At 67.3% G+C, this 17,221-nt stretch carries 16 protein-coding genes and 1 tRNA gene; 4 read left to right on the top strand and 13 right to left on the bottom strand.

Going from position 1 to position 17,221, the window contains the following annotated elements; translation table 11 throughout:
* Positions 1-226: 226 nt before the first annotated feature.
* The 3 genes from AC5P8D_RS10360 to ispG all read right to left on the bottom strand — a co-directional run bounded on the left by AC5P8D_RS10360 (position 227) and on the right by ispG (position 3,071).
* Positions 227-874, bottom strand: a complete 648-nt coding sequence (locus AC5P8D_RS10360; RefSeq protein WP_495203294.1) for a response regulator — start codon at positions 872-874, stop codon at positions 227-229.
* Between the two features lie 201 nt (positions 875-1,075).
* Positions 1,076-1,825, bottom strand: a complete 750-nt coding sequence (locus AC5P8D_RS10355) for a phosphatase PAP2 family protein (protein ID WP_010484323.1) — start codon at positions 1,823-1,825, stop codon at positions 1,076-1,078.
* On the bottom strand, positions 1,806-3,071 hold the full coding sequence (gene ispG / locus AC5P8D_RS10350; protein ID WP_010484321.1) for a flavodoxin-dependent (E)-4-hydroxy-3-methylbut-2-enyl-diphosphate synthase: 1,266 nt from the start codon (positions 3,069-3,071) through the stop codon (positions 1,806-1,808). Before ispG ends, AC5P8D_RS10355 begins: the two co-directional genes overlap by 20 nt.
* A 114-nt stretch (positions 3,072-3,185) precedes the next feature.
* On the opposite strand from ispG, the gene AC5P8D_RS10345 reads away from it, so the two are divergent.
* Together AC5P8D_RS10345 and AC5P8D_RS10340 are read left to right on the top strand one after the other, a co-directional pair.
* Positions 3,186-4,412 carry an ATP-binding protein gene (locus AC5P8D_RS10345; protein WP_495203293.1) on the top strand — a complete coding sequence of 409 codons (1,227 nt, stop codon included), beginning with the start codon at positions 3,186-3,188 and terminating at the stop codon, positions 4,410-4,412.
* Complete coding sequence (locus AC5P8D_RS10340) at positions 4,409-4,972, top strand: response regulator transcription factor (protein WP_495203292.1); 564 nt, start codon at positions 4,409-4,411, stop codon at positions 4,970-4,972. The genes AC5P8D_RS10345 and AC5P8D_RS10340 overlap by 4 nt, the downstream gene beginning before the upstream one ends.
* A 21-nt stretch (positions 4,973-4,993) precedes the next feature.
* On the opposite strand, the gene AC5P8D_RS10335 is transcribed toward AC5P8D_RS10340, so the two are convergent.
* The 9 genes from AC5P8D_RS10335 to pcnB all read right to left on the bottom strand — a co-directional run bounded on the left by AC5P8D_RS10335 (position 4,994) and on the right by pcnB (position 14,591).
* Positions 4,994-7,891, bottom strand: coding sequence for a type 2 lanthipeptide synthetase LanM family protein (locus AC5P8D_RS10335; protein ID WP_414614562.1), 2,898 nt, complete (start codon positions 7,889-7,891; stop codon positions 4,994-4,996).
* Between the two features lie 80 nt (positions 7,892-7,971).
* A complete protein-coding gene (locus tag AC5P8D_RS10330) occupies positions 7,972-8,178 on the bottom strand; it encodes a DUF6229 family protein (protein ID WP_049483047.1) in 207 nt (68 codons plus the stop codon).
* A gap of 315 nt (positions 8,179-8,493) precedes the next feature.
* On the bottom strand, positions 8,494-10,008 hold the full coding sequence (gene pgi, locus AC5P8D_RS10325) for a glucose-6-phosphate isomerase (protein ID WP_414614563.1): 1,515 nt from the start codon (positions 10,006-10,008) through the stop codon (positions 8,494-8,496).
* A complete protein-coding gene (gene panD / locus AC5P8D_RS10320) occupies positions 10,005-10,385 on the bottom strand; it encodes an aspartate 1-decarboxylase (protein ID WP_005409061.1) in 381 nt (126 codons plus the stop codon). The genes pgi and panD overlap by 4 nt, the downstream gene beginning before the upstream one ends.
* A gap of 87 nt (positions 10,386-10,472) precedes the next feature.
* Positions 10,473-10,970, bottom strand: coding sequence for a hypothetical protein (locus tag AC5P8D_RS10315; protein ID WP_049453343.1), 498 nt, complete (start codon positions 10,968-10,970; stop codon positions 10,473-10,475).
* A 66-nt stretch (positions 10,971-11,036) separates the two neighbouring features.
* Complete coding sequence (panC, locus tag AC5P8D_RS10310; RefSeq protein ID WP_043402539.1) at positions 11,037-11,876, bottom strand: pantoate--beta-alanine ligase; 840 nt, start codon at positions 11,874-11,876, stop codon at positions 11,037-11,039.
* Positions 11,873-12,688, bottom strand: coding sequence for a 3-methyl-2-oxobutanoate hydroxymethyltransferase (gene panB, locus AC5P8D_RS10305; protein ID WP_004153072.1), 816 nt, complete (start codon positions 12,686-12,688; stop codon positions 11,873-11,875). The genes panC and panB overlap by 4 nt, the downstream gene beginning before the upstream one ends.
* Positions 12,689-12,722: 34 nt before the next feature.
* Positions 12,723-13,208, bottom strand: coding sequence for a 2-amino-4-hydroxy-6-hydroxymethyldihydropteridine diphosphokinase (gene folK / locus AC5P8D_RS10300; RefSeq protein WP_054171464.1), 486 nt, complete (start codon positions 13,206-13,208; stop codon positions 12,723-12,725).
* A gap of 3 nt (positions 13,209-13,211) precedes the next feature.
* Positions 13,212-14,591 (bottom strand): polynucleotide adenylyltransferase PcnB, encoded by a 1,380-nt coding sequence (gene pcnB, locus AC5P8D_RS10295; RefSeq protein WP_054171463.1) that lies wholly within the window; start codon positions 14,589-14,591, stop codon positions 13,212-13,214.
* Positions 14,592-14,643: 52 nt separating this feature from the next.
* Between pcnB and AC5P8D_RS10290 the strand changes: the two genes are divergently transcribed.
* Positions 14,644-14,718, top strand: a tRNA-Glu gene (locus tag AC5P8D_RS10290).
* 526 nt (positions 14,719-15,244) lie between these two features.
* Here the strand turns inward: AC5P8D_RS10290 and AC5P8D_RS10285 are convergent.
* The gene (locus AC5P8D_RS10285) at positions 15,245-16,669 is read right to left on the bottom strand and encodes a sugar porter family MFS transporter (protein WP_054171462.1); all 1,425 of its coding nucleotides are present in this window, start codon (positions 16,667-16,669) and stop codon (positions 15,245-15,247) included.
* 191 nt (positions 16,670-16,860) lie between these two features.
* Between AC5P8D_RS10285 and fdxA the strand changes: the two genes are divergently transcribed.
* Positions 16,861-17,184: a ferredoxin FdxA gene (fdxA, locus tag AC5P8D_RS10280; protein WP_004153066.1), complete on the top strand. Its 324-nt coding sequence runs from the start codon at positions 16,861-16,863 to the stop codon at positions 17,182-17,184.
* The last annotated feature ends 37 nt before the right edge of the window (positions 17,185-17,221 follow it).

Genomic DNA, 17,221 nt, shown 5'->3' with positions numbered 1-17,221 from the left:
GCGCGCGACCCGCTCCCGCTCTTCCTTCTTCATTCCGCGGTGGACGCGCACGGAAACTGTCCGTGGCCGGGCGGATGGGTTGTGCAGGGGCGTGAGCCGCATGGATGCGGCGACCGAGCTTACAGGGACGTACTTGCAGCGTCCCCTGCTCAACCCATCCGCCCGGCCATCCCCCAGAATCCAACCGAACCACCACCGCGAGGGGCTCAGCCGTTGGCCGAATCCCTTACAGCGGCCGTGCCGGATCCACCAGCCCGTATTGGCTGGCCATCCGCGCCAACGCGATGTTGTCGTGGATCCCCATCTTCTCGAACAACCGCGCCTTATGCGTGTTCACCGTCTTCGCGCTCAGGCTCAGACGGCGGGCGATGTCTTCCTGGCGCAGGCCCTGGGTCAGCAGCAACGCCACTTCCAGCTCGCGCGGCGACAGGCTGTCGAACGGCGAACCGTTGCCTTCCACCGTCGATAGCGCCAGGTTCTGCGCGATGCTGGTACCCAGGTAGCGACGGCCACCGGCCACGTCGCGCACCGCGCGCAGCAGTTCCTGCGCATCGCAGCCCATGCCGATGTAGCCGGCAGCACCAGCTTCGAGCAGCCGCTTCGGCAGCGGGCCATCTTCCAGCACCGACACGATCACCACGCGGGTATTGCGGTGGCTGCGCACGATGCGCTCAGTCACTTCCATGCCGCTCACACCCGGCAGATGCAGGTCGCACAGCACTACGTCCGGCAGCAGCTGGCGGACCTCGCGCAGCGCGTCCTCGCCGGTCTCGGCTTCGCCCACCACCTCGATGTCGGTTTCCCCCGACAGAATCATCTTCATCCCGGTGCGGACCAGCGCGTGGTCATCCACCAGGTAGACTCGAATCGTCATTCACGTACCTCTTCGAATGCGGCCATTGCAGGTCAAGCTAGGTGGGGTGCCGATACCCCTGCAAGCGCGTTCGGAATGCGACCCCGGCAATCTGCCTTGCGCATCACAGTACCGCGCGTTGTGCTTGCCCCCTGTCTTGCAGAACCTGCTGCAACGAAACAACTGATCTATCACGTAGACGTCCCTCAAGGGCCATCCACGTCAATCCCCCTGTGATGATGCTTCGCTGGCCTTCGCTGGCGGCGGGCCGTGACGTCGCCAGGGGTGCCGGCGACTGAACATGACCAGATAGCACCCTACCACCCAAACCAGCGCGGCACACCACCCGGCCAGGATATCGGAGGGGTAATGCACCCCCAGATAGACCCGGGACACGCTGACCAGCAGGCTGAATGCCGGCGCCAGCAGCAGCACCGGCCAGCGCCAGCGGGTGTTCCAGGCCAGCAGTACCAGGGTCACCGCCAGGGTCATCGAGCCCATCGCGTGGCCGCTGGGGAAGCTGAACGTCGATTCCGGCGCGATCGATTCCCAGAGGCTGGGGCGCTGGCGCTGGAAGAAGTGCTTGCTGCCCATGTTCAGTAGCGCCGAGCCGACGAAGCTGACCGCCACGAAGGTGGCCTCGCGCCAACGCCGGTAGCCCAGCAGCGCGCCGATGATCAGCACGTCGGCCGGGATCAGGAACCATTCGTAGCCCAGTTTGGAGATGAGCACGAAGAAGCGGTCCAGCAGCGGCGAATGCAGGCCATGCATCTGCCACAGCAGCGGCGCGTCGAAATGGAACGATTCAAACTCGTGCACCTCGTCAGCCAGGGCGACGAAGCCGGCCAGCGGCAGCAACACACCGCCGAACAGCAGGACCAGGCGCCAGGCGTTGCGCGCCATCCAGTGGCGGAAGCCGGAGGCGGACTCCGGTGCAGCGAGGATCGCAGGCTTATCCGGCGCTTCGGACATACGTGTGTTCGACGTAATCGTCGATCAGGGCGACGAACTCCTGGGCGATGTTGTCGCCACGCAGGGTCACCTTCTTCTCGCCATCGACGAACACCGGCGCTGCAGGCGTTTCACCCGTGCCCGGCAGCGAGATGCCGATGTTGGCATGGCGCGACTCACCCGGCCCGTTGACGATGCAGCCCATCACCGCCAGGGTCATGTTCTCTGCACCCGGGTGCTGGATCTTCCACAGCGGCATCTTCTCGCGCACGTGGTTCTGCACCACCTTGGCCAGCTCCTGGAAGAACTCGGAGGTGGTGCGGCCGCAGCCCGGGCAGGCCGTGACCAGCGGCGTGAAGGCACGCTGGCCGGTGGTCTGCAGCAGTTCCTGGGCGACGATCACTTCCTGCGTGCGCGACTGGCCCGGTTCCGGGGTCAGCGAGATGCGGATGGTGTCTCCGATGCCTTCCTGCAGCAGCACGCTCAGCGCCGCGGACGAGGCGACGATGCCCTTGCTGCCGATGCCGGCCTCGGTCAGGCCCAGGTGCAGGGCGAAGTCCGAGCGCTGGGCCAGGTCGCGATACACCGCGATCAGTTCCTGCACGCCGCTGACCTTGGCCGACAGCACGATGCGGTCGCGCGGCAGGCCGAGTTCCACTGCCTGCTCGGCCGAATCCAGCGCCGAGCGGATCAGCGCCTCGCGCAGCACGCGACCGGCGTCCCAGGGCTGTTCGCGCAGGTTGTTCTCGTCCATCAGCTTCGCCGCCAGGGCCTGGTCCAGCGAGCCCCAGTTGGCGCCGATGCGCACCGGCTTGTTGTAGCGGATCGCGAACTCGATCAGCTGGGCGAACTGCAGGTCCTTTTTCTTGCCGAAGCCGACGTTGCCCGGGTTGATGCGGTACTTGGCCAGCGCTTCGGCACACGCCGGTTCGGCGGTCAGCAACTGGTGGCCGTTGTAATGGAAGTCACCGATCAGCGGCACGTCGATGCCCATCATCGCCAGCTTGTCGACGATGCGCGGGATCGCCGCAGCGGCTTCAACGGTGTTGACGGTCAAACGCACCATTTCCGAACCGGCACGCCACAGCTCGGCCACCTGCTTCACGCTGGAGGCCACGTCGGACGTGTCGGTGTTGGTCATCGACTGCACCACCACCGGCTTGCCTCCACCTACGGTGACCCCGCCGATCTGCACGGCATGGGTCTGGCGGCGGGGCCAGGAGGTGGCATCGGAGGGGGGAGTCGGGCGGGTGACGGCGTCGTGCATGGGCGCATTCTACCGCCCGCTCCCGCATTCCGGGTGACTCGCATTCAGCCGGCGGCACGGCTGCGGCCGATTGTCGCAGGCACGGTCACGCGTGAACGCATAGGATGAGCGTGAATGACCGGTCCCGACGCCCCGTTTCTCCGAACCCTGTGCAGCCTGCGCTGGCTTGCCGTAGGTGGCCAGGCCGCCACCATCCTGGTCGCCACCTGGGTGCTGGGCCTGCCGTTGCCGCAGCTGCCGCTGTGGGCCGGCGTGGCCGTGCTGACCCTGTTCAACGTCTATACCCAACTGCGCCCGGAAGCGGCCGACACCGCGCCACTGACCGCGTTCGGCCACATCCTGGTGGACGTAATCATCCTGACCTGGATGGTGGGCTGGAGCGGTGGCATGGCCAACCCGTTCAGTTCACTGTTCCTGATCCTGATCGCACTGGCCGCCTTCGCCCTGCCCCTGCGCTGGGCGCTGGCGGTCGCGCTGGCCTGCCTGCTCGGCTACGCCGCCAGCGGCATCTTCGGCCAGTCGCTGCCGGATGGCTATTTCCGTGCGCAGGACCTCAACCGCTGGGGCGTGGTCGCCAATTTCCTGATTTCCGCCGCAGTGGTGCTGGCCTTCTCCACCCGCCTGGCACTGGCGCTGCGCCAGCGCGAACTGGAACTGTCGGCGCTGCGCGAACGCTTCGCCCGCAACGAGGGCATCGTCGCCCTGGCGACCCATGCCGCGTCGGTGGCGCACGAACTGAATACACCGCTGGCCACCATGACCCTGCTCGCCGACGACGTGGCCGAGCGCAGTGAAGAGCCGGAAGTGCGCGAGGACATGGAAACCCTGCGCGAGTTGCTGGTGCAGTGCCGCGAGCGTGTGCTGGCGCTGGCCGCACCGGCCTCGGCGGACGGCCCGGGCCGGGCGGTATCCACGGCCCAGCAGGTGCTGGAACAGTGGCGACTGGTGCGTCCGACCATCGATCTGCACCGCAACGACGATGCACCGCTGCGGCTGCCGCTGGATCCCGGCGTGGGCCATCTGCTGATGGTCCTGCTCAACAATGCCGCGGATGCCGGCGAACAGGCCGGCCGGCCGCGCGTGGACCTGGACCTGCGCATCGAAGGCAACGACCTGATCGGCGAAGTACGCGACTATGGCCATGGCTTCGACGCCCGTGCTGCCGTGCTGCCGGGCAAGCTGTTCGGCAGCAGCAAAAGCGAGGGCATGGGCGTCGGCCTGGCCCTGTCCCATGCCACCATCGAACGCCTCGACGGCGAGATGTGGATGCGCCCGGCCCAGGGCGCCGGCAGCCGCGTCGGCTTCCGCCTGCCGCTGGCCCCACGCGAGGAAACCCCATGAGCACCTCAACACTCGGCCTGCTGGTCGACGACGACGAACTGTACCTGCGCACCCTGCAGCGCAGCCTGGCCCGCAAGGGGCTGGAAACCCAGACCGCGCAGGACGCCGCCAGTGCACTGGCACTGGCCCGCCAGCATCCACCGGCGTTCGCACTGATTGACCTGAAGCTGGGCAGCGATTCCGGCCTGGCACTGATCCAACCACTGCGCGGGCTGCGCGCGGACATGCGCATCCTGCTGGTGACCGGCTACGCCAGCATCGCCACCGCCGTGGAGGCGATCAAGCTCGGCGCCGACGACTACTTGCCGAAGCCGGCCACGGTGCCGATGATCCTGCGCGCCCTCGGCGAGGAAGATGACGGCCCGGCCGACGATGGCGAAATGGAAGTACCGGACGCGATGACGCCGATCAGCCGCCTGCAGTGGGAACACATCCAGCAGGCGATGCATGAGACCGGTGGCAACGTGTCCGCGGCAGCGCGCCTGCTCGGCATGCACCGGCGTTCGCTGCAGCGCAAGCTGGCCAAGCGGCCGAGCCCGGAGCGCGATCCCAGCCGTTGATCGCGACCGGCCCCGTCCGGCTCAGACCTCGGCCAGCACCGCTCGGTCCTGCGCGGCGCTGGAACGCGACGCCGACGCATCGACCGGCGACGCTGACGTCTCCTGCAGCAACGGCGACGGCAGCGCGCAGGCCGGATGCATGCGCAGGAAGCCATAGATCGCACCTGCCAGGCCGATCATCAGGCCCGGAGTAAAGGCTGCGCGGGTCAGTCCGCCGACCATGCCCCGGTGCTCCTCGATCGAAGAAACGATCTCGATGGCCGCCTCATCCTGCGGATAGGGACATCCTTCCGGATCCAGCGCAGCCGCCAGCACCAGCAGCTCCCGGGTGGACACATCGCCGTGGCACAGGGTGTGGCTGAACCCCCATTTGCCGCGCGCGTCGGCCACAGCCCGCCGCATGTCACGCAACTGCGCGGGATCGCCGGTGCGGGCATACAGATCCGCCGCCGCCAGACCGATACCAACGCTGCCATGGCACCAGGTCGGGAAGTTCTTCTGCCCATCCTGCAGGTGGATGTCACGCCAGTGCCCGGTATGCGGTTCGAACAGCGCCGCCTGGAACGCAAACGCTCCTTCAGCCAACTGCCGCCAGGCCGCTCGCTCAGGCACGCTGCCGGCATCCGAACGCGCCAGCCGTGCCAGCGCCCAGCCCATGCCCATCGCACCGTGGCCGAAGCCACCGATCGGCTCTCGGAACTGTGGCGTCGGCCAGCGTGCGCCGTCGGCATCGACGATCGCCGCTTCCTGCATGCGGCGCCCCGCTGCAGCCGCCAATGCCAGCCACCGCGTATTGCCGGTGGCCTCGGCGAGCGCCAGCAACGGCAGGATCATGCCCGACACGCCATCAATGAGTTCGAATTTCACCAGCCCCTGGAAGCCGCGGCGTTCCGCCGCGTCCGCGCAGTGCTCGGCCAACGCCAGCAAGGCTGGCCGCTGCAGCAGATCGTGCAGTGCCAGCAGTGTCCAGATCTGGGAACCCGTACCGACGAATCCGCCATCAATCTCGGCGGGATGCCGTTCGCACATGGTCTGGAACACCGCGATGGCGCCCTCGATGGCCGGATCCAGCCCCGCCACGGCGTCGGCGCGCCCCTGCTCCACTTCGCGACGGTAGGCGGCCAGCGCGAAAGCGATGCCTCCCAGCCCGAAGTACAGGTCAGGCTGCACGGGCTGAACCGTCCACCCGGTACGCGTCACCTCGGGCGTGATCCAGGTCATCGAACCGTCTTCACCATGCACGGCAAGCCGCAGAAGATTCTCCACCGCACGTGCCGCCAGCGTACGTCGGCGCTGATCCAGATCGTCCGCGCGCGGTTGCCGCGCCGCGTAGCTGTAGCCCGACCGGGCCTCGGCGCGGGCCAGCGCATGCTGGTTCAGATCGGTGGCCACCAGCGTGCTGCGGATGGTCACGTCTTCCAGGTCGATACGCATCGCACGCCAGTTGTCGGCGATGGAGCGGATGCGCGCTGCGTCCAGCTGCGAAGTGAAGATCGGAATGTCACCGTGGCGCAGGTCATCCACTTCGCTACGGACGGTGTCCAGGTCCGATGGCGCAGCCGGTGACACCGCCGCATTGCGCACCAGCAGATCGATCGCGCGTTCAACCGCCTGGGCTTCGTTGTGCAGCGAGGCTGGATGCCAGAGCATCCGCCCGAGCTCTGCATAGGCCATTGTCGGCCGCCGCACGTCGCGCACCTGACAGCCTTCGAAGCCGGCCAGCAACGGCATCAGTTCGCCCCTGGCATCCAGCGCACGCAGGCGCCCGCTGGCATCGACGAAACCCTCGCTGATGTGGTCCCAGTACAACGAAACATCCGGCTGCGGGCTTGGATGGTTCTGTGCGATGGCGACCTCTGCCTCGACCAGGCCCAGCCGCGCCGGCGCCGTCCCGTCTTCGATGATCACCGGCACCTGCACGCGCGGCTGCTCGCCCGGCAGTGCGCCGGCGGCGGACAGGTCCACGCCTTCCATGCCGAGGCCGGTGGTGCGGAACGGCACGATACCGGTCCGCAGCACCGAATTGCGCATCAGCTTGACGGCCGTGTCGTAGGCATCGCCCAGACCGGAGGGTTCGACGTCGATGACCTGCGAGAACACGCTTTCGGCGTCGACCACCACCGGCACCGGCCCGACCGCGATCAGGTTCTCCAGGTGGATGTCGGTCCCGCCCACCAGGCGCAGGATGGCCAGCCAGTGGCCGAGACCGCGGTAATAGGCCCGCAGCTCCTCGTCACCGGAACAATAGCGGTGCGCGGCAAATGCGGCCCAGCCGTGGCTGCCACGATCCACCACGTGCGGCACGCGTACCCGGCCAGGGCCCTCGCCGAAGACGGCGGCAAGCAGGCCATCAAGCGTGGCATCGATACGCAGCGAGCGCGGCTTGTACATCAGCGTACCGCCGTCGAACTGCAACCGCGCCACGGTCCGTCCGCCACCGTGCAGGTCACCGCGCCCCAGCGACACGGCACGCAGCGATCCTGCCGGACTGCCGAGCAGGTCCGTCAGCAGCGCACGATCACGGCCGATGCGCGCGGCCAGCTCCACCACGGCCGCACATTGTCCTTCGAGCATGCGCGACAGCCGCGGCAGCAGCACCGGGTAGCGTCGCTGCAGATGCTCATGGAAGCCCTCGCCGGTGGCGAGGGCCACGAATTCGTCCAGCGCACCGGCGCCCTCAAGCGGGCCGATGTCACCACCGCGCGCGGCCGCATGCAGTTCCAGCAACAGCACGCGGTTGAGCTTGAGCTGGGCATGTTCACGAAGCGCCGCATCGCCCTGCTCATGCAGGAGCGCGCGCTCGTCCGGCCGCAGATCGATGGCGGGGTCATGCAGGCCAGCCGCCAACGCGGCGCGCGCCTCGGCAAGGAAATGTTCGGTGATGCGCGCAAACGCGGCCGCAGCCGGAGAAGCGGTCATTACGCCCCCTGCAAAGTGTCCAGAGTCTGTTCCAGTCGCCGGGACGCAGCGCAAGCCGCTGCGTGCCGGCTCGGGCTACATCAACAGCACAGGCAGTGATTGACCACCGACATCGTGGTGGTGCATTCGGTACCGCCACCCGTGATCAGGGTGTCGGAGGCCGACGTGAGCGCGGACTCGGTGGCCCCAGCGCCATAGATGAACAGCGAACCCGCAGGGTTGGCGCATCCATCCACATCGTCCGCGCCGTTGAGCCAGCCGGACACAACATCGTCATTCAGATCCATTCGCAATCTCCTGTCATTCACAACATGAGGCGTTGAGAACGTGGATCGATTCCACGTTCCTTCGGATACGGCCAGTCCCTGGCATCAACATCATGCTGCGAGCGATACTGGATGACAGGTACAGCCGCCCGTGCACACTGCATTGGCACGCAATGCACAGTCAAGCTGCGCTGCGGCAGGCACGCGGAAGCGCTGCATGCGCAGCGCGGAAACGGGACGGAATGCGTGGCCGCGCGGCCTTCATGCGCGACCGGATCGAAGGCAACCGGAGAGGCATGGGATGGCCGGCCGGCGCCGGCACATCCGCAGGCCGGGTCAGCCCTTCAGCTGCGCCAGGATCTCGCGGGTCATCGGATCGGCAATCGCCACATCCTCACCCTGCAGCGCCGGCAACAGGCCACTGGCCAGCTGCTTGCCAAGCTCGACACCGAACTGGTCGAAGGCATTGATGTTCCAGATCACCGACTGCACGTACACAGCGTGTTCGTACATGGCGATCAGTGCGCCCAGCGCCTGCGGGGTCAGCGCGTCGAGCAGGATCAGCGTGCTCGGGCGGCCGCCCGGATAATCGCGGTGCGGGTCGTCGCTGCTCTGGCCGTTGGCCAGCGCCTCGGTCTGTGCCAGCAGGTTGGCCAGCAGCGCCTGATGATTGATCGTGTAGGGATCATCGTTGTGCACGCAGCCGATGAAATCGGCCGGAACGATGCTGGTGCCCTGGTGCAGCGCCTGGAAGAAGCTGTGCTGCACATCGGTGCCCGCCCCGCCCCACCACACCGGCACGGTGTCGGTGGTGACCGGCTGTCCGTCACGCTGCACGCGCTTGCCCAGGCTTTCCATCACCAGCTGCTGCAGGTAGGCCGGCAGCAGCGCCAGGCGCTGGTCGTAGGTCATCACCGCGTGCGTGGCATGGCCCAGCAGGTTGCGGTTCCAGATGTCGGTCAGGCCGTGCAGCACCGGCAGGTTGCGCTCCAGCGGTGCATCCAGCGCATGCGCATCCATCTGCGCCGCGCCTTCCAGCAACTGTTCAAAGCGCTCGAAGCCGATCGCCAGCGCGATCGGGAAACCGACCGCCGACCACAGCGAATAACGGCCACCCACCCAGTCCCACATCGGCAGCACGCGATCGGCGGCGATGGCAAAGGACTTGGCGGCACGTTCCGGATTGGCACTGACTGCATACAGGCGCTCGCTGCCCCCCAGCCAGTCGTGCAGGATCTGGCCGTTGAGCAGGGTTTCCTGCGTGCCGAAGGTCTTGGAGATCAGGATGCCGGCGGTCTTCGCCGGATCCAGCGTAGCCAGCGTGCGCTGCATGGCGGCGCCGTCCACGTTCGACACGAAATGCACGCGCAATCGCGCACCGCTGACCGGGCGCAGCGCATCGGCGACCAGGCGCGGACCGAGATCGGAACCGCCGATGCCGACGCTGACCACGTCGGTGACGCCGCTGTCTTCCAGCGCGCGCACCAGCACGCCCATGCGCTGGCGGATCGTGCGCGCGGTGGCATAGGCCTCGGCTGCCACCGGCGCATCGACCACATCGCCACGCAGCGCGGTGTGCAGCGCGGCGCGACGTTCGGTCAGATTGACCTGCTCGCCACGGAACAGGCGGGTGATGGCACCGCCGACATCACGCTCGGCGGCCAAAGCCAGCAATGCCTGCAGCGCCGCGGCATCGTATTTCTGCCGGGCGAAGTTGACGTACAACGGACCGACCCGCAGCGCCAGATCCTGCACGCGGCCGGGTTCGGCGGCGAGCAGGCTGGGGATGCTTGCGCCCTTCAGGCGCTGGGCATGGGAATGCAGCGAGTCGAATCCGTTGTTCGTTGTCATGCGGCCTGGGTCGGGATCGTGTCGTTGGTGTGGGTGATCTGGTTCTTGCCATCAACGTACACCAGCTTCGGCTTGAAGCTGTCAGCTTCCTGCTCGGTCATGCTGGCGAACGCGGCGATGATGATGATGTCACCGACCTGCACGTGGCGCGCGGCGCCACCGTTGAGCGAGACAACGCCGCTGCCGGCTTCGGCGCGGATGGCATAGGTCGAGAAGCGCGCACCGTTGGTCACGTCCCAGATGTGCACCTGTTCGAACTCGCGGATGCCGGTGGCAGCCAGCAGGTTGTCATCGATGGCGATCGAGCCTTCGTAGTTCAGCTCGGAATGGGTGACGGTGGCGCGGTGGATCTTGGTCTTGAGCAGGGACAGGTGCATGGGGGCGCTGCAACGGCAAAGGAAAGAGCGGATTCTAGCACCCGCTTGACCATCGTCAGGGGGCTGCAGCAGGACGCTGAAGGCTGTTCAGGTGCCCTCCCCCGGCGGCGGCGGCGCTGCGTGCCCGGAACTGCCTTCCAGAGACAGCCGGAACACCGTATGGAAGGCCAGCCCGGCGACCAGCCCGAAGCCTCCCGCGGCCAGCACCTGCAGGGCATAGCTGATCACATCGAAGGTATCGACGTAGCGCAGGCGCTGCAGCCAGGGCCCCTGGTTTTCCCCCGGCCAGGCGCAGGTGGCCATGGCCAGCGCGCCCAGCCCGAAGCCGACCAGCACGAAGCCGGCCCGGCGCAGGCGCTGCTGAGACTGCAGGATCAGCGCCATCGGCAGCAACACCGCGATGGCATTGCAGACGGCCAGTACGAACATCAGCCCACCACCGGTGAGCGCAGGCATCGGCGTACGCCTGAATTCGAGCGCGAACAACAGGCCGCCAAACAGCTGGGCCGGCAGCATGCCTGCCGCCAGCACCGCCAGGATCGAGGCCTGGGCGAGGCGGCCGGTATCAGTGCTGGGGGCTTTCATTTCCGGTCTCCCGTCCGTGGGAAGTGCAGAGGCGCCCGTTGCGGGCGCCCCCAAGCCGCGTGCGGCTCAGAACTCCAGGTTGTCGATCAGGCGCGTCGTGCCCAGGCGCGCGGCGATCAGCGCCACGCGGCCACCGCCGTCGAAGGTCGGCTCGGCCAGCTCGGGCGTGCGCAGCACGGCGTAGTCGACCTGGAAACCGGCCGCCTGCAGCGCCGCCGTGGCGTCGGCCTCGATCTGCACCCGCGTGTGCCCGGCCACGTAGCCTTCGCGCATGCCCAGCAGCGTGCGGTGAATGGTCGTCGCAACCGGTCGCTGTTCGGCGTTGAGGTACTGGTTGCGCGAACTCTTGGCCAGGCCATCCTCGTCGCGCACGATCTCGGCACCGACGATCTGGATCGGGAACGACAGCTCGGCCACCATCTGCCTGATCACGGCCAGCTGCTGGTAATCCTTGCGGCCGAACACGGCCACATCCGGCTGCACCTGCAGGAACAGGCGCGCCACCACCGTGCACACGCCGTCGAAGTGGCCCGGGCGGCTGGCGCCTTCCAGCACTTCACTGACACCCGGCGCGTGCATCTGCGTGGTCTTGTCCACGCCCAGCGGATACATCGCCTCGACGCTGGGCAGCCACACCGCATCGCAGCCGGCCTGCTCCAGCCCGGCCACGTCAGCCTCGGGCGTGCGCGGGTAGCGGCTGAAGTCCTCGTTCGGCCCGAACTGGGTCGGGTTGACGAAGATACTCGTCACCACCTTGTCGGCGTACTGGCGGGCCAGGGTCACCAGCGAATGGTGGCCACCATGCAGGTTGCCCATGGTCGGCACCAGCGCCACGCGCAGGCCCTCGCGCTTCCACTGGGCGATCTGCTCGCGCAGCGCGCCGAGCTCGTTGAAGGTCTGGATCATTGGGCGTAGGCGTGCTGTTCGTCGGGGAAGCTGCCGTCGCGCACGGCGTCGGCATAGGCGCGGGTGGCACCGGCCACCGAACCGCCTTCGGCAAGGAAATCCTTGACGAACTTGGGACGGCGATGGCCACTGTCCAGGCCGAGGAAATCGTGCAGCACCAGCACCTGGCCGTCGCACTGCGGGCCGGCACCGATGCCGATGGTCGGAACATCCACCGCCGCGGTCACTTCGGCGGCGACCGGGGTCGGCACGCATTCGAGCACCATGATGCTGGCGCCGGCAGCGGCCACGGCCCTGGCATCTTCCACCAGCTGGCGCGCGGCATCGCCACGGCCCTGGATCTTGAAGCCGCCCAGGCGCAGCACCGACTGCGGGGTCAGGCCCAGGTGAGCGCAGACCGGAATCTCACGCTCGACCAGGTAACGGATGATGTCGACCTTGAAGCCGGCACCTTCGATCTTGACCATCTCGGCACCGGCCTGCAGCAGCTGCAGCGATGCATCCAGCGCGCGTTCCGGGGTGGCATCGGCACCGAACGGCAGGTCGGCCACCAGCAGCGCACGCTGCAGCACACGGGCTACGGCGCGGGTGTGGTAGACCATGTCGGCCACGGTCACCGGCAGGGTCGAATCATGGCCCTGCACGACCATGCCCAGCGAATCGCCGATCAGGATCAGGTCGACGCCATTGGCATCGAAGGTACGGGCAAAGCCGGCGTCGTAGGCGGTCAACATGACCAGCTTCTGGCCATTGCGCTTGGCCTCGGCCAAGGCGGGAACGGTCCAGGGCTTGCTGTCTGCGTGGGTGCTCATGTGCTGATAACCGGGGGAGATAACCCGGGCATTATCACCCTATCGGCGCGATCCCGCAGGCATCCACCCGCATCACTGCATCCTGCACGCGGCCATGGCCGGGAATGGCCAGATCCGGCGCGATTTCGGCCAGCGGCACCAACACGAAGGCACGCTCGTGCAGGTAAGGATGCGGCACCTGCAGGCCGGGCTGATCGAGTACCTGCGCGCCGTACAGCAGCAGGTCCAGGTCCAGCGCGCGCGGGCCCCAGTGCATCGCGGGGTCGCGCACGCGGCCAAAACCCTGCTCCAGCGCAAGCATCGCCTGCAGCAGCTCATCGGCCGGCAATGTGGTTTCGACCGAGGCCACCGCGTTGACGAACGGCGGCTGGTCTTCATTGCCCCAGGCCGGCGTGGCATAAAGCCGCGAGGCCTGGCGCAGGCGGGTACCGGGCAGCGCGTCGAGCGCGGCAATCGCCGCGCCCACGGTCGCGGCCGCGTCGCCAAGGTTGGCGCCGAGGCCGATCCAGGCAAGAGTCATCGTTTACTCGCCAGCCGCACCGGCCGGGGCGCCCGGACGACGGCGGCGACGGCGGCGCTTGCGCGGTGCCCCGCTCTCGTCATCACCCTCTTCGCTGTGCATCACGTCCAGCGACGATTCCAGCTCGCGGCCGGACTGCGCCTGTGCCTCGCGCCAGAACTCGACATCGGCGGCGTGCTCGGCCGAGGCCACCTGACGCAGGCTGAGGAAGTCGAACGCGGCGCGGAAACGCGGATGAGTCAGGGTACGGAATACACGCTTGCGCTGGCGCGAGCCGAAACGCGACTGCAGCAGCCAGATCTCCTGCATCGGCAGCGAGAAGCGGCGCGGCAGCGCGATGGTGCTCAGCTGCTGCACGGTCACACGGTCGGCAGCACGGCGCTGTGCCTCCTCCGGTGCCACGCCCTGCTTGAGCAGGGTCGCCTGCGCGCGGCAGAACGCCGGCCACAGCAGCAGCGCGAACAGGAACGCCGGCGAGACCGGCTCGTCGTTGGCCACGCGCGCATCGGTGTTGGCCAGGCCCTCGACCAGCATGCGGCGGAGCGCGCCGGTGCGGTTGGACTTCAATGCCTTGGCGCTTTCCGGGAACAGCACGTCGAGCAGGCCGTAACGCTCAAGGCCTTCGAAGCTGGCCACGCCGTGCCCGGACAGGAACAGCTTCAGCACTTCCTCGAACAGGCGTGCCGGCGCGGCTTCGTTGAGCAGGCCGGCCAGATGCGGGATCGGCGCGGCGGTGCCCTCTTCGATCTGGAAGCCGAGCTTGGCCGCCAGGCGCACCGCACGCAGCATGCGCACCGGGTCTTCGCGATAACGCTGCTCGGGGTCGCCGATCAGCTTCATCAGGCGCGCCTGCACGTCTTCGAAGCCGCCGGTGTAATCACGCACCGAGAAGTCCTCGATGGCGTAGTAGAGGGCGTTGCAGGTGAAGTCGCGGCGGATGGCGTCGTCTTCGATGGTGCCGTACACGTTGTCGCGCACGAGCATGCCGTTTTCCATCTCGCGGTCGCCGCTGCCGTCATCGCTGTTGGCACGGAAAGTGGCGACTTCGATGATCTCGCGGCCGAACACGACGTGGGCGAGGCGGAACCTACGGCCGATCAGGCGGCAGTTGCGAAACAGCTGCTTGACCTGTTCGGGCGTGGCATCGGTGGCCACGTCGAAATCCTTGGGTTGGCCATTGACCAGCAGGTCGCGCACCGCGCCGCCGACAAGGTAGGCGCCGAAGCCGGCATCGCGCAGGCGATAAAGCACGCGCAGGGCGTTCGGGCTGATGTCCTTGCGGGAGATCGTGTGCTGGTCGCGCGGGATGACGCGCAGGCTGAACGGTGATGTAGCAGAGGAAATGATGTTGGCGCTTCCGGTTGAAGTTTCGGGATTGCCCAATGGCATCGAGGTGCATATACTAGCGCTCCTGCCTCGGCAGCGACACAGTTACGCTCCCTTCGTCTAGTGGTTAGGACGTGGCCCTCTCAAGGCTAAAACAGGGGTTCGAGTCCCCTAGGGAGCGCCAGTCGCCGCAGCAGGAACCGAAAAAGCCCGCCTTGTGCGGGCTTTTCTGTTTTCCGGGGTTGTGATGGCATCGATCGGCTTGGTCGCAGTAGCGCCTCCCTGCTATCGACTTGAGCCGGTGGGGTCACCCAGGGCAGGACACGCCGTGAACCCATCCATGGGGGCTCGATGGCGCCTTGCTCGCGTGCGCTGTCCTGCACACTCGGCAAGACCAGGGTTGGGCTCCTGCCCAACCCGTCGGGCGCATGCGCCCGACCCATGGCGCCAACGGTCCTGCCCTGGGTGACCCCACCGACTCTGGACGGTCTCCCACGAGCTGCGGCAACAACTGACCAGCGCCTCGCCGCATCCGCACGCACCATGAAACTGTCAAGAGGGGCCAGGCCGCCCTCTCCAGGACCGTTGGCGCCATGGATGGCGCCATCGAGCACCATGGATGGGCTTTTGCGTGTCCTGGAGAGGGCGGCCTGGCCCCTCACACTCTGGACAAGCAGGCGCCGACGGGATGCAACCGAAGCCAGTCGCCATCAGCCTTCCATCTGCTCCAGCTCCTTGCCTTTGGTCTCGCGTACGTAGCGGACCACGAAGACAATCGAGAAGATCGCTACGACGGCGTAGATGCCGTAGGCGCCGGCCAGGCCGATGCCGGCCAGCAGCATCGGGAAGGTCACGGTGATCGCGAAGTTCGAGGTCCATTGCGCGGCGCCGGCCACCGCCAGCGCCGGACCACGGATCTGATTGGGGAACATCTCGCCCAGCATCACCCACATCACCGGTCCCCAGGACATATTGAAGAACACCACGTAGACGTTGGCCGCGACCAGCGCCAGCCGGCCCATGCCCTCGGACAGCTGCAGGCGACCATCGGCCAGGCTGCCACTGGCGAAGGCAACCACCATCAGCACCAGCGCCACCGACATGCCGACCGAGCCGATCCACAGCAGCGGCTTGCGCCCGATGCGGTCGATCAACAGCACCGTCAGCAGACAGGCCCCGATGCTCAGCGCGCCGGACAACACATTGATCAGCAGCGCGTCGCTTTCCGAGAAGCCCACCGCCTGCCACAGCACCGCGCCGTAGTAGAACACCACGTTGATGCCGACCAGCTGCTGGAACATGGCCAGACCGATGCCCACCCACAGAATCGGCCGCAGCTTGCCGCTGACCGTGTCGCGCAGGTCGGCAAAGCGCGGCTTGTGCTGGTCCTGGGCCAGGCTGGCTTCGATCTCGGCCTGCTTGGCCGCCGCCGCGGCCTCGCCGTACAGCCGCGACAGTACCGCCCTCGCCTGCTGCTGACGCCCCTTCAGGACCAGGAAGCGCGGGCTTTCCGGTATCACCAGCAACAACAGCAGGAACAGCCCCGACGGCAGTGCCTGCATCCAGAACATCCAGCGCCAGGCCTCATGGCCCAGCCACAGCGGCTCGGTCGAGGCCCCAGCGGCACGGGCCAGCAGGTAATTGCTGAGGAAGGCGGCGAACAGGCCGCAGATGATCGCCATCTGCTGCACCGTGGCCAAACGCCCGCGATAGCGCGCCGAGGCCACCTCGGCAATGTAGGCCGGCGACATCACACTGGCCGCACCCACCGCGAAGCCGCCGAGCACCCGTGCGGCAATGAACAACCAGGAGGCGTGTGCGGCACCGGCACCCAGCGCCGAAACCAGGAACATCAGCGCCGAGGCGATCAGCACGCCACGACGGCCCAGGCGATCTCCCAGCCAGCCGGCCAGGAAGGCACCGATTGCGCAGCCGAGCAGCATCGAGGCGACTTCGAAACCGAGCGCCGCCTCGCTGGAGTTGAAGGCCTGGCGCAGGCCATCGACCGTGCCATTGATGACACCACTGTCGAAGCCGAACAGGAATCCACCCAGGGTGGCCACGCAGCTGATCAGGACGATGAATGCAGTGTTCTCACCGCCATGGGAGGCGATGTTGGGCTGGGCTGGGGACATGGACGATCCTGCTGGGAAGGGGGCCGGCCATCCGACGCAGCCGGCTGACCCGCAGCGTCGCACAGGCCTCCCCCTGCCGCCAATGACGCCACGGCCGCGCCTGCCAGACGCCCGATTTCCGCCCCGCGCCGACACCGGGGGCCAACCTGTTCTAGAATTGGCGGGTTCAGGAATCGATCCACCCCCAGCCCATGCCCTTTGTCGTCACCGAAAACTGCATCAAGTGCAAACACACCGATTGCGTGGAAGTGTGCCCCGTGGATTGCTTCCACGAAGGCCCGAACTTCCTGGTGATCGACCCGGATGAGTGCATCGACTGCACCCTCTGCGAACCGGAATGCCCGGTCAACGCGATCTTCCCGGAGGACGATGTTCCTGCCGGCCAGGAAAGTTTCGTGGCCCTCAACGCCGAACTGGCGAAGGAGTGGCCGGTGCTGACCGTGCGCAAGGACCCGCCCGCCGACGCCGGCGAATGGGACGGCAAGCCGGACAAGCTGAAGCTGCTGGAGCGCTGAGAAGCGCCCACGGCGGCAACGAAAAGGGCGCCCACGG

This window comes from Stenotrophomonas sp. YJH_SMC_101-4, assembly GCF_059370395.1.
Note: the sequence above shows the minus strand (reverse complement) of the source record. Positions and strands in the feature narration are given on the sequence as shown.

What these genes read in the sequence shown, in the direction of transcription:
- AC5P8D_RS10360 (WP_495203294.1), bottom strand. Translation starts at nt 874, where the DNA reads ATGACGATTCGAGTCTACCTGGTGGATGACCACGCGCTGGTCCGCACC.
- AC5P8D_RS10355 (WP_010484323.1), bottom strand. Translation starts at nt 1,825, where the DNA reads ATGTCCGAAGCGCCGGATAAGCCTGCGATCCTCGCTGCACCGGAGTCC.
- ispG (WP_010484321.1), bottom strand. Translation starts at nt 3,071, where the DNA reads ATGCACGACGCCGTCACCCGCCCGACTCCCCCCTCCGATGCCACCTCC.
- AC5P8D_RS10345 (WP_495203293.1), top strand. Translation starts at nt 3,186, where the DNA reads ATGACCGGTCCCGACGCCCCGTTTCTCCGAACCCTGTGCAGCCTGCGC.
- AC5P8D_RS10340 (WP_495203292.1), top strand. Translation starts at nt 4,409, where the DNA reads ATGAGCACCTCAACACTCGGCCTGCTGGTCGACGACGACGAACTGTAC.
- AC5P8D_RS10335 (WP_414614562.1), bottom strand. Translation starts at nt 7,891, where the DNA reads ATGACCGCTTCTCCGGCTGCGGCCGCGTTTGCGCGCATCACCGAACAT.
- AC5P8D_RS10330 (WP_049483047.1), bottom strand. Translation starts at nt 8,178, where the DNA reads ATGGATCTGAATGACGATGTTGTGTCCGGCTGGCTCAACGGCGCGGAC.
- pgi (WP_414614563.1), bottom strand. Translation starts at nt 10,008, where the DNA reads ATGACAACGAACAACGGATTCGACTCGCTGCATTCCCATGCCCAGCGC.
- panD (WP_005409061.1), bottom strand. Translation starts at nt 10,385, where the DNA reads ATGCACCTGTCCCTGCTCAAGACCAAGATCCACCGCGCCACCGTCACC.
- AC5P8D_RS10315 (WP_049453343.1), bottom strand. Translation starts at nt 10,970, where the DNA reads ATGAAAGCCCCCAGCACTGATACCGGCCGCCTCGCCCAGGCCTCGATC.
- panC (WP_043402539.1), bottom strand. Translation starts at nt 11,876, where the DNA reads ATGATCCAGACCTTCAACGAGCTCGGCGCGCTGCGCGAGCAGATCGCC.
- panB (WP_004153072.1), bottom strand. Translation starts at nt 12,688, where the DNA reads ATGAGCACCCACGCAGACAGCAAGCCCTGGACCGTTCCCGCCTTGGCC.
- folK (WP_054171464.1), bottom strand. Translation starts at nt 13,208, where the DNA reads ATGACTCTTGCCTGGATCGGCCTCGGCGCCAACCTTGGCGACGCGGCC.
- AC5P8D_RS10285 (WP_054171462.1), bottom strand. Translation starts at nt 16,669, where the DNA reads ATGTCCCCAGCCCAGCCCAACATCGCCTCCCATGGCGGTGAGAACACT.
- fdxA (WP_004153066.1), top strand. Translation starts at nt 16,861, where the DNA reads ATGCCCTTTGTCGTCACCGAAAACTGCATCAAGTGCAAACACACCGAT.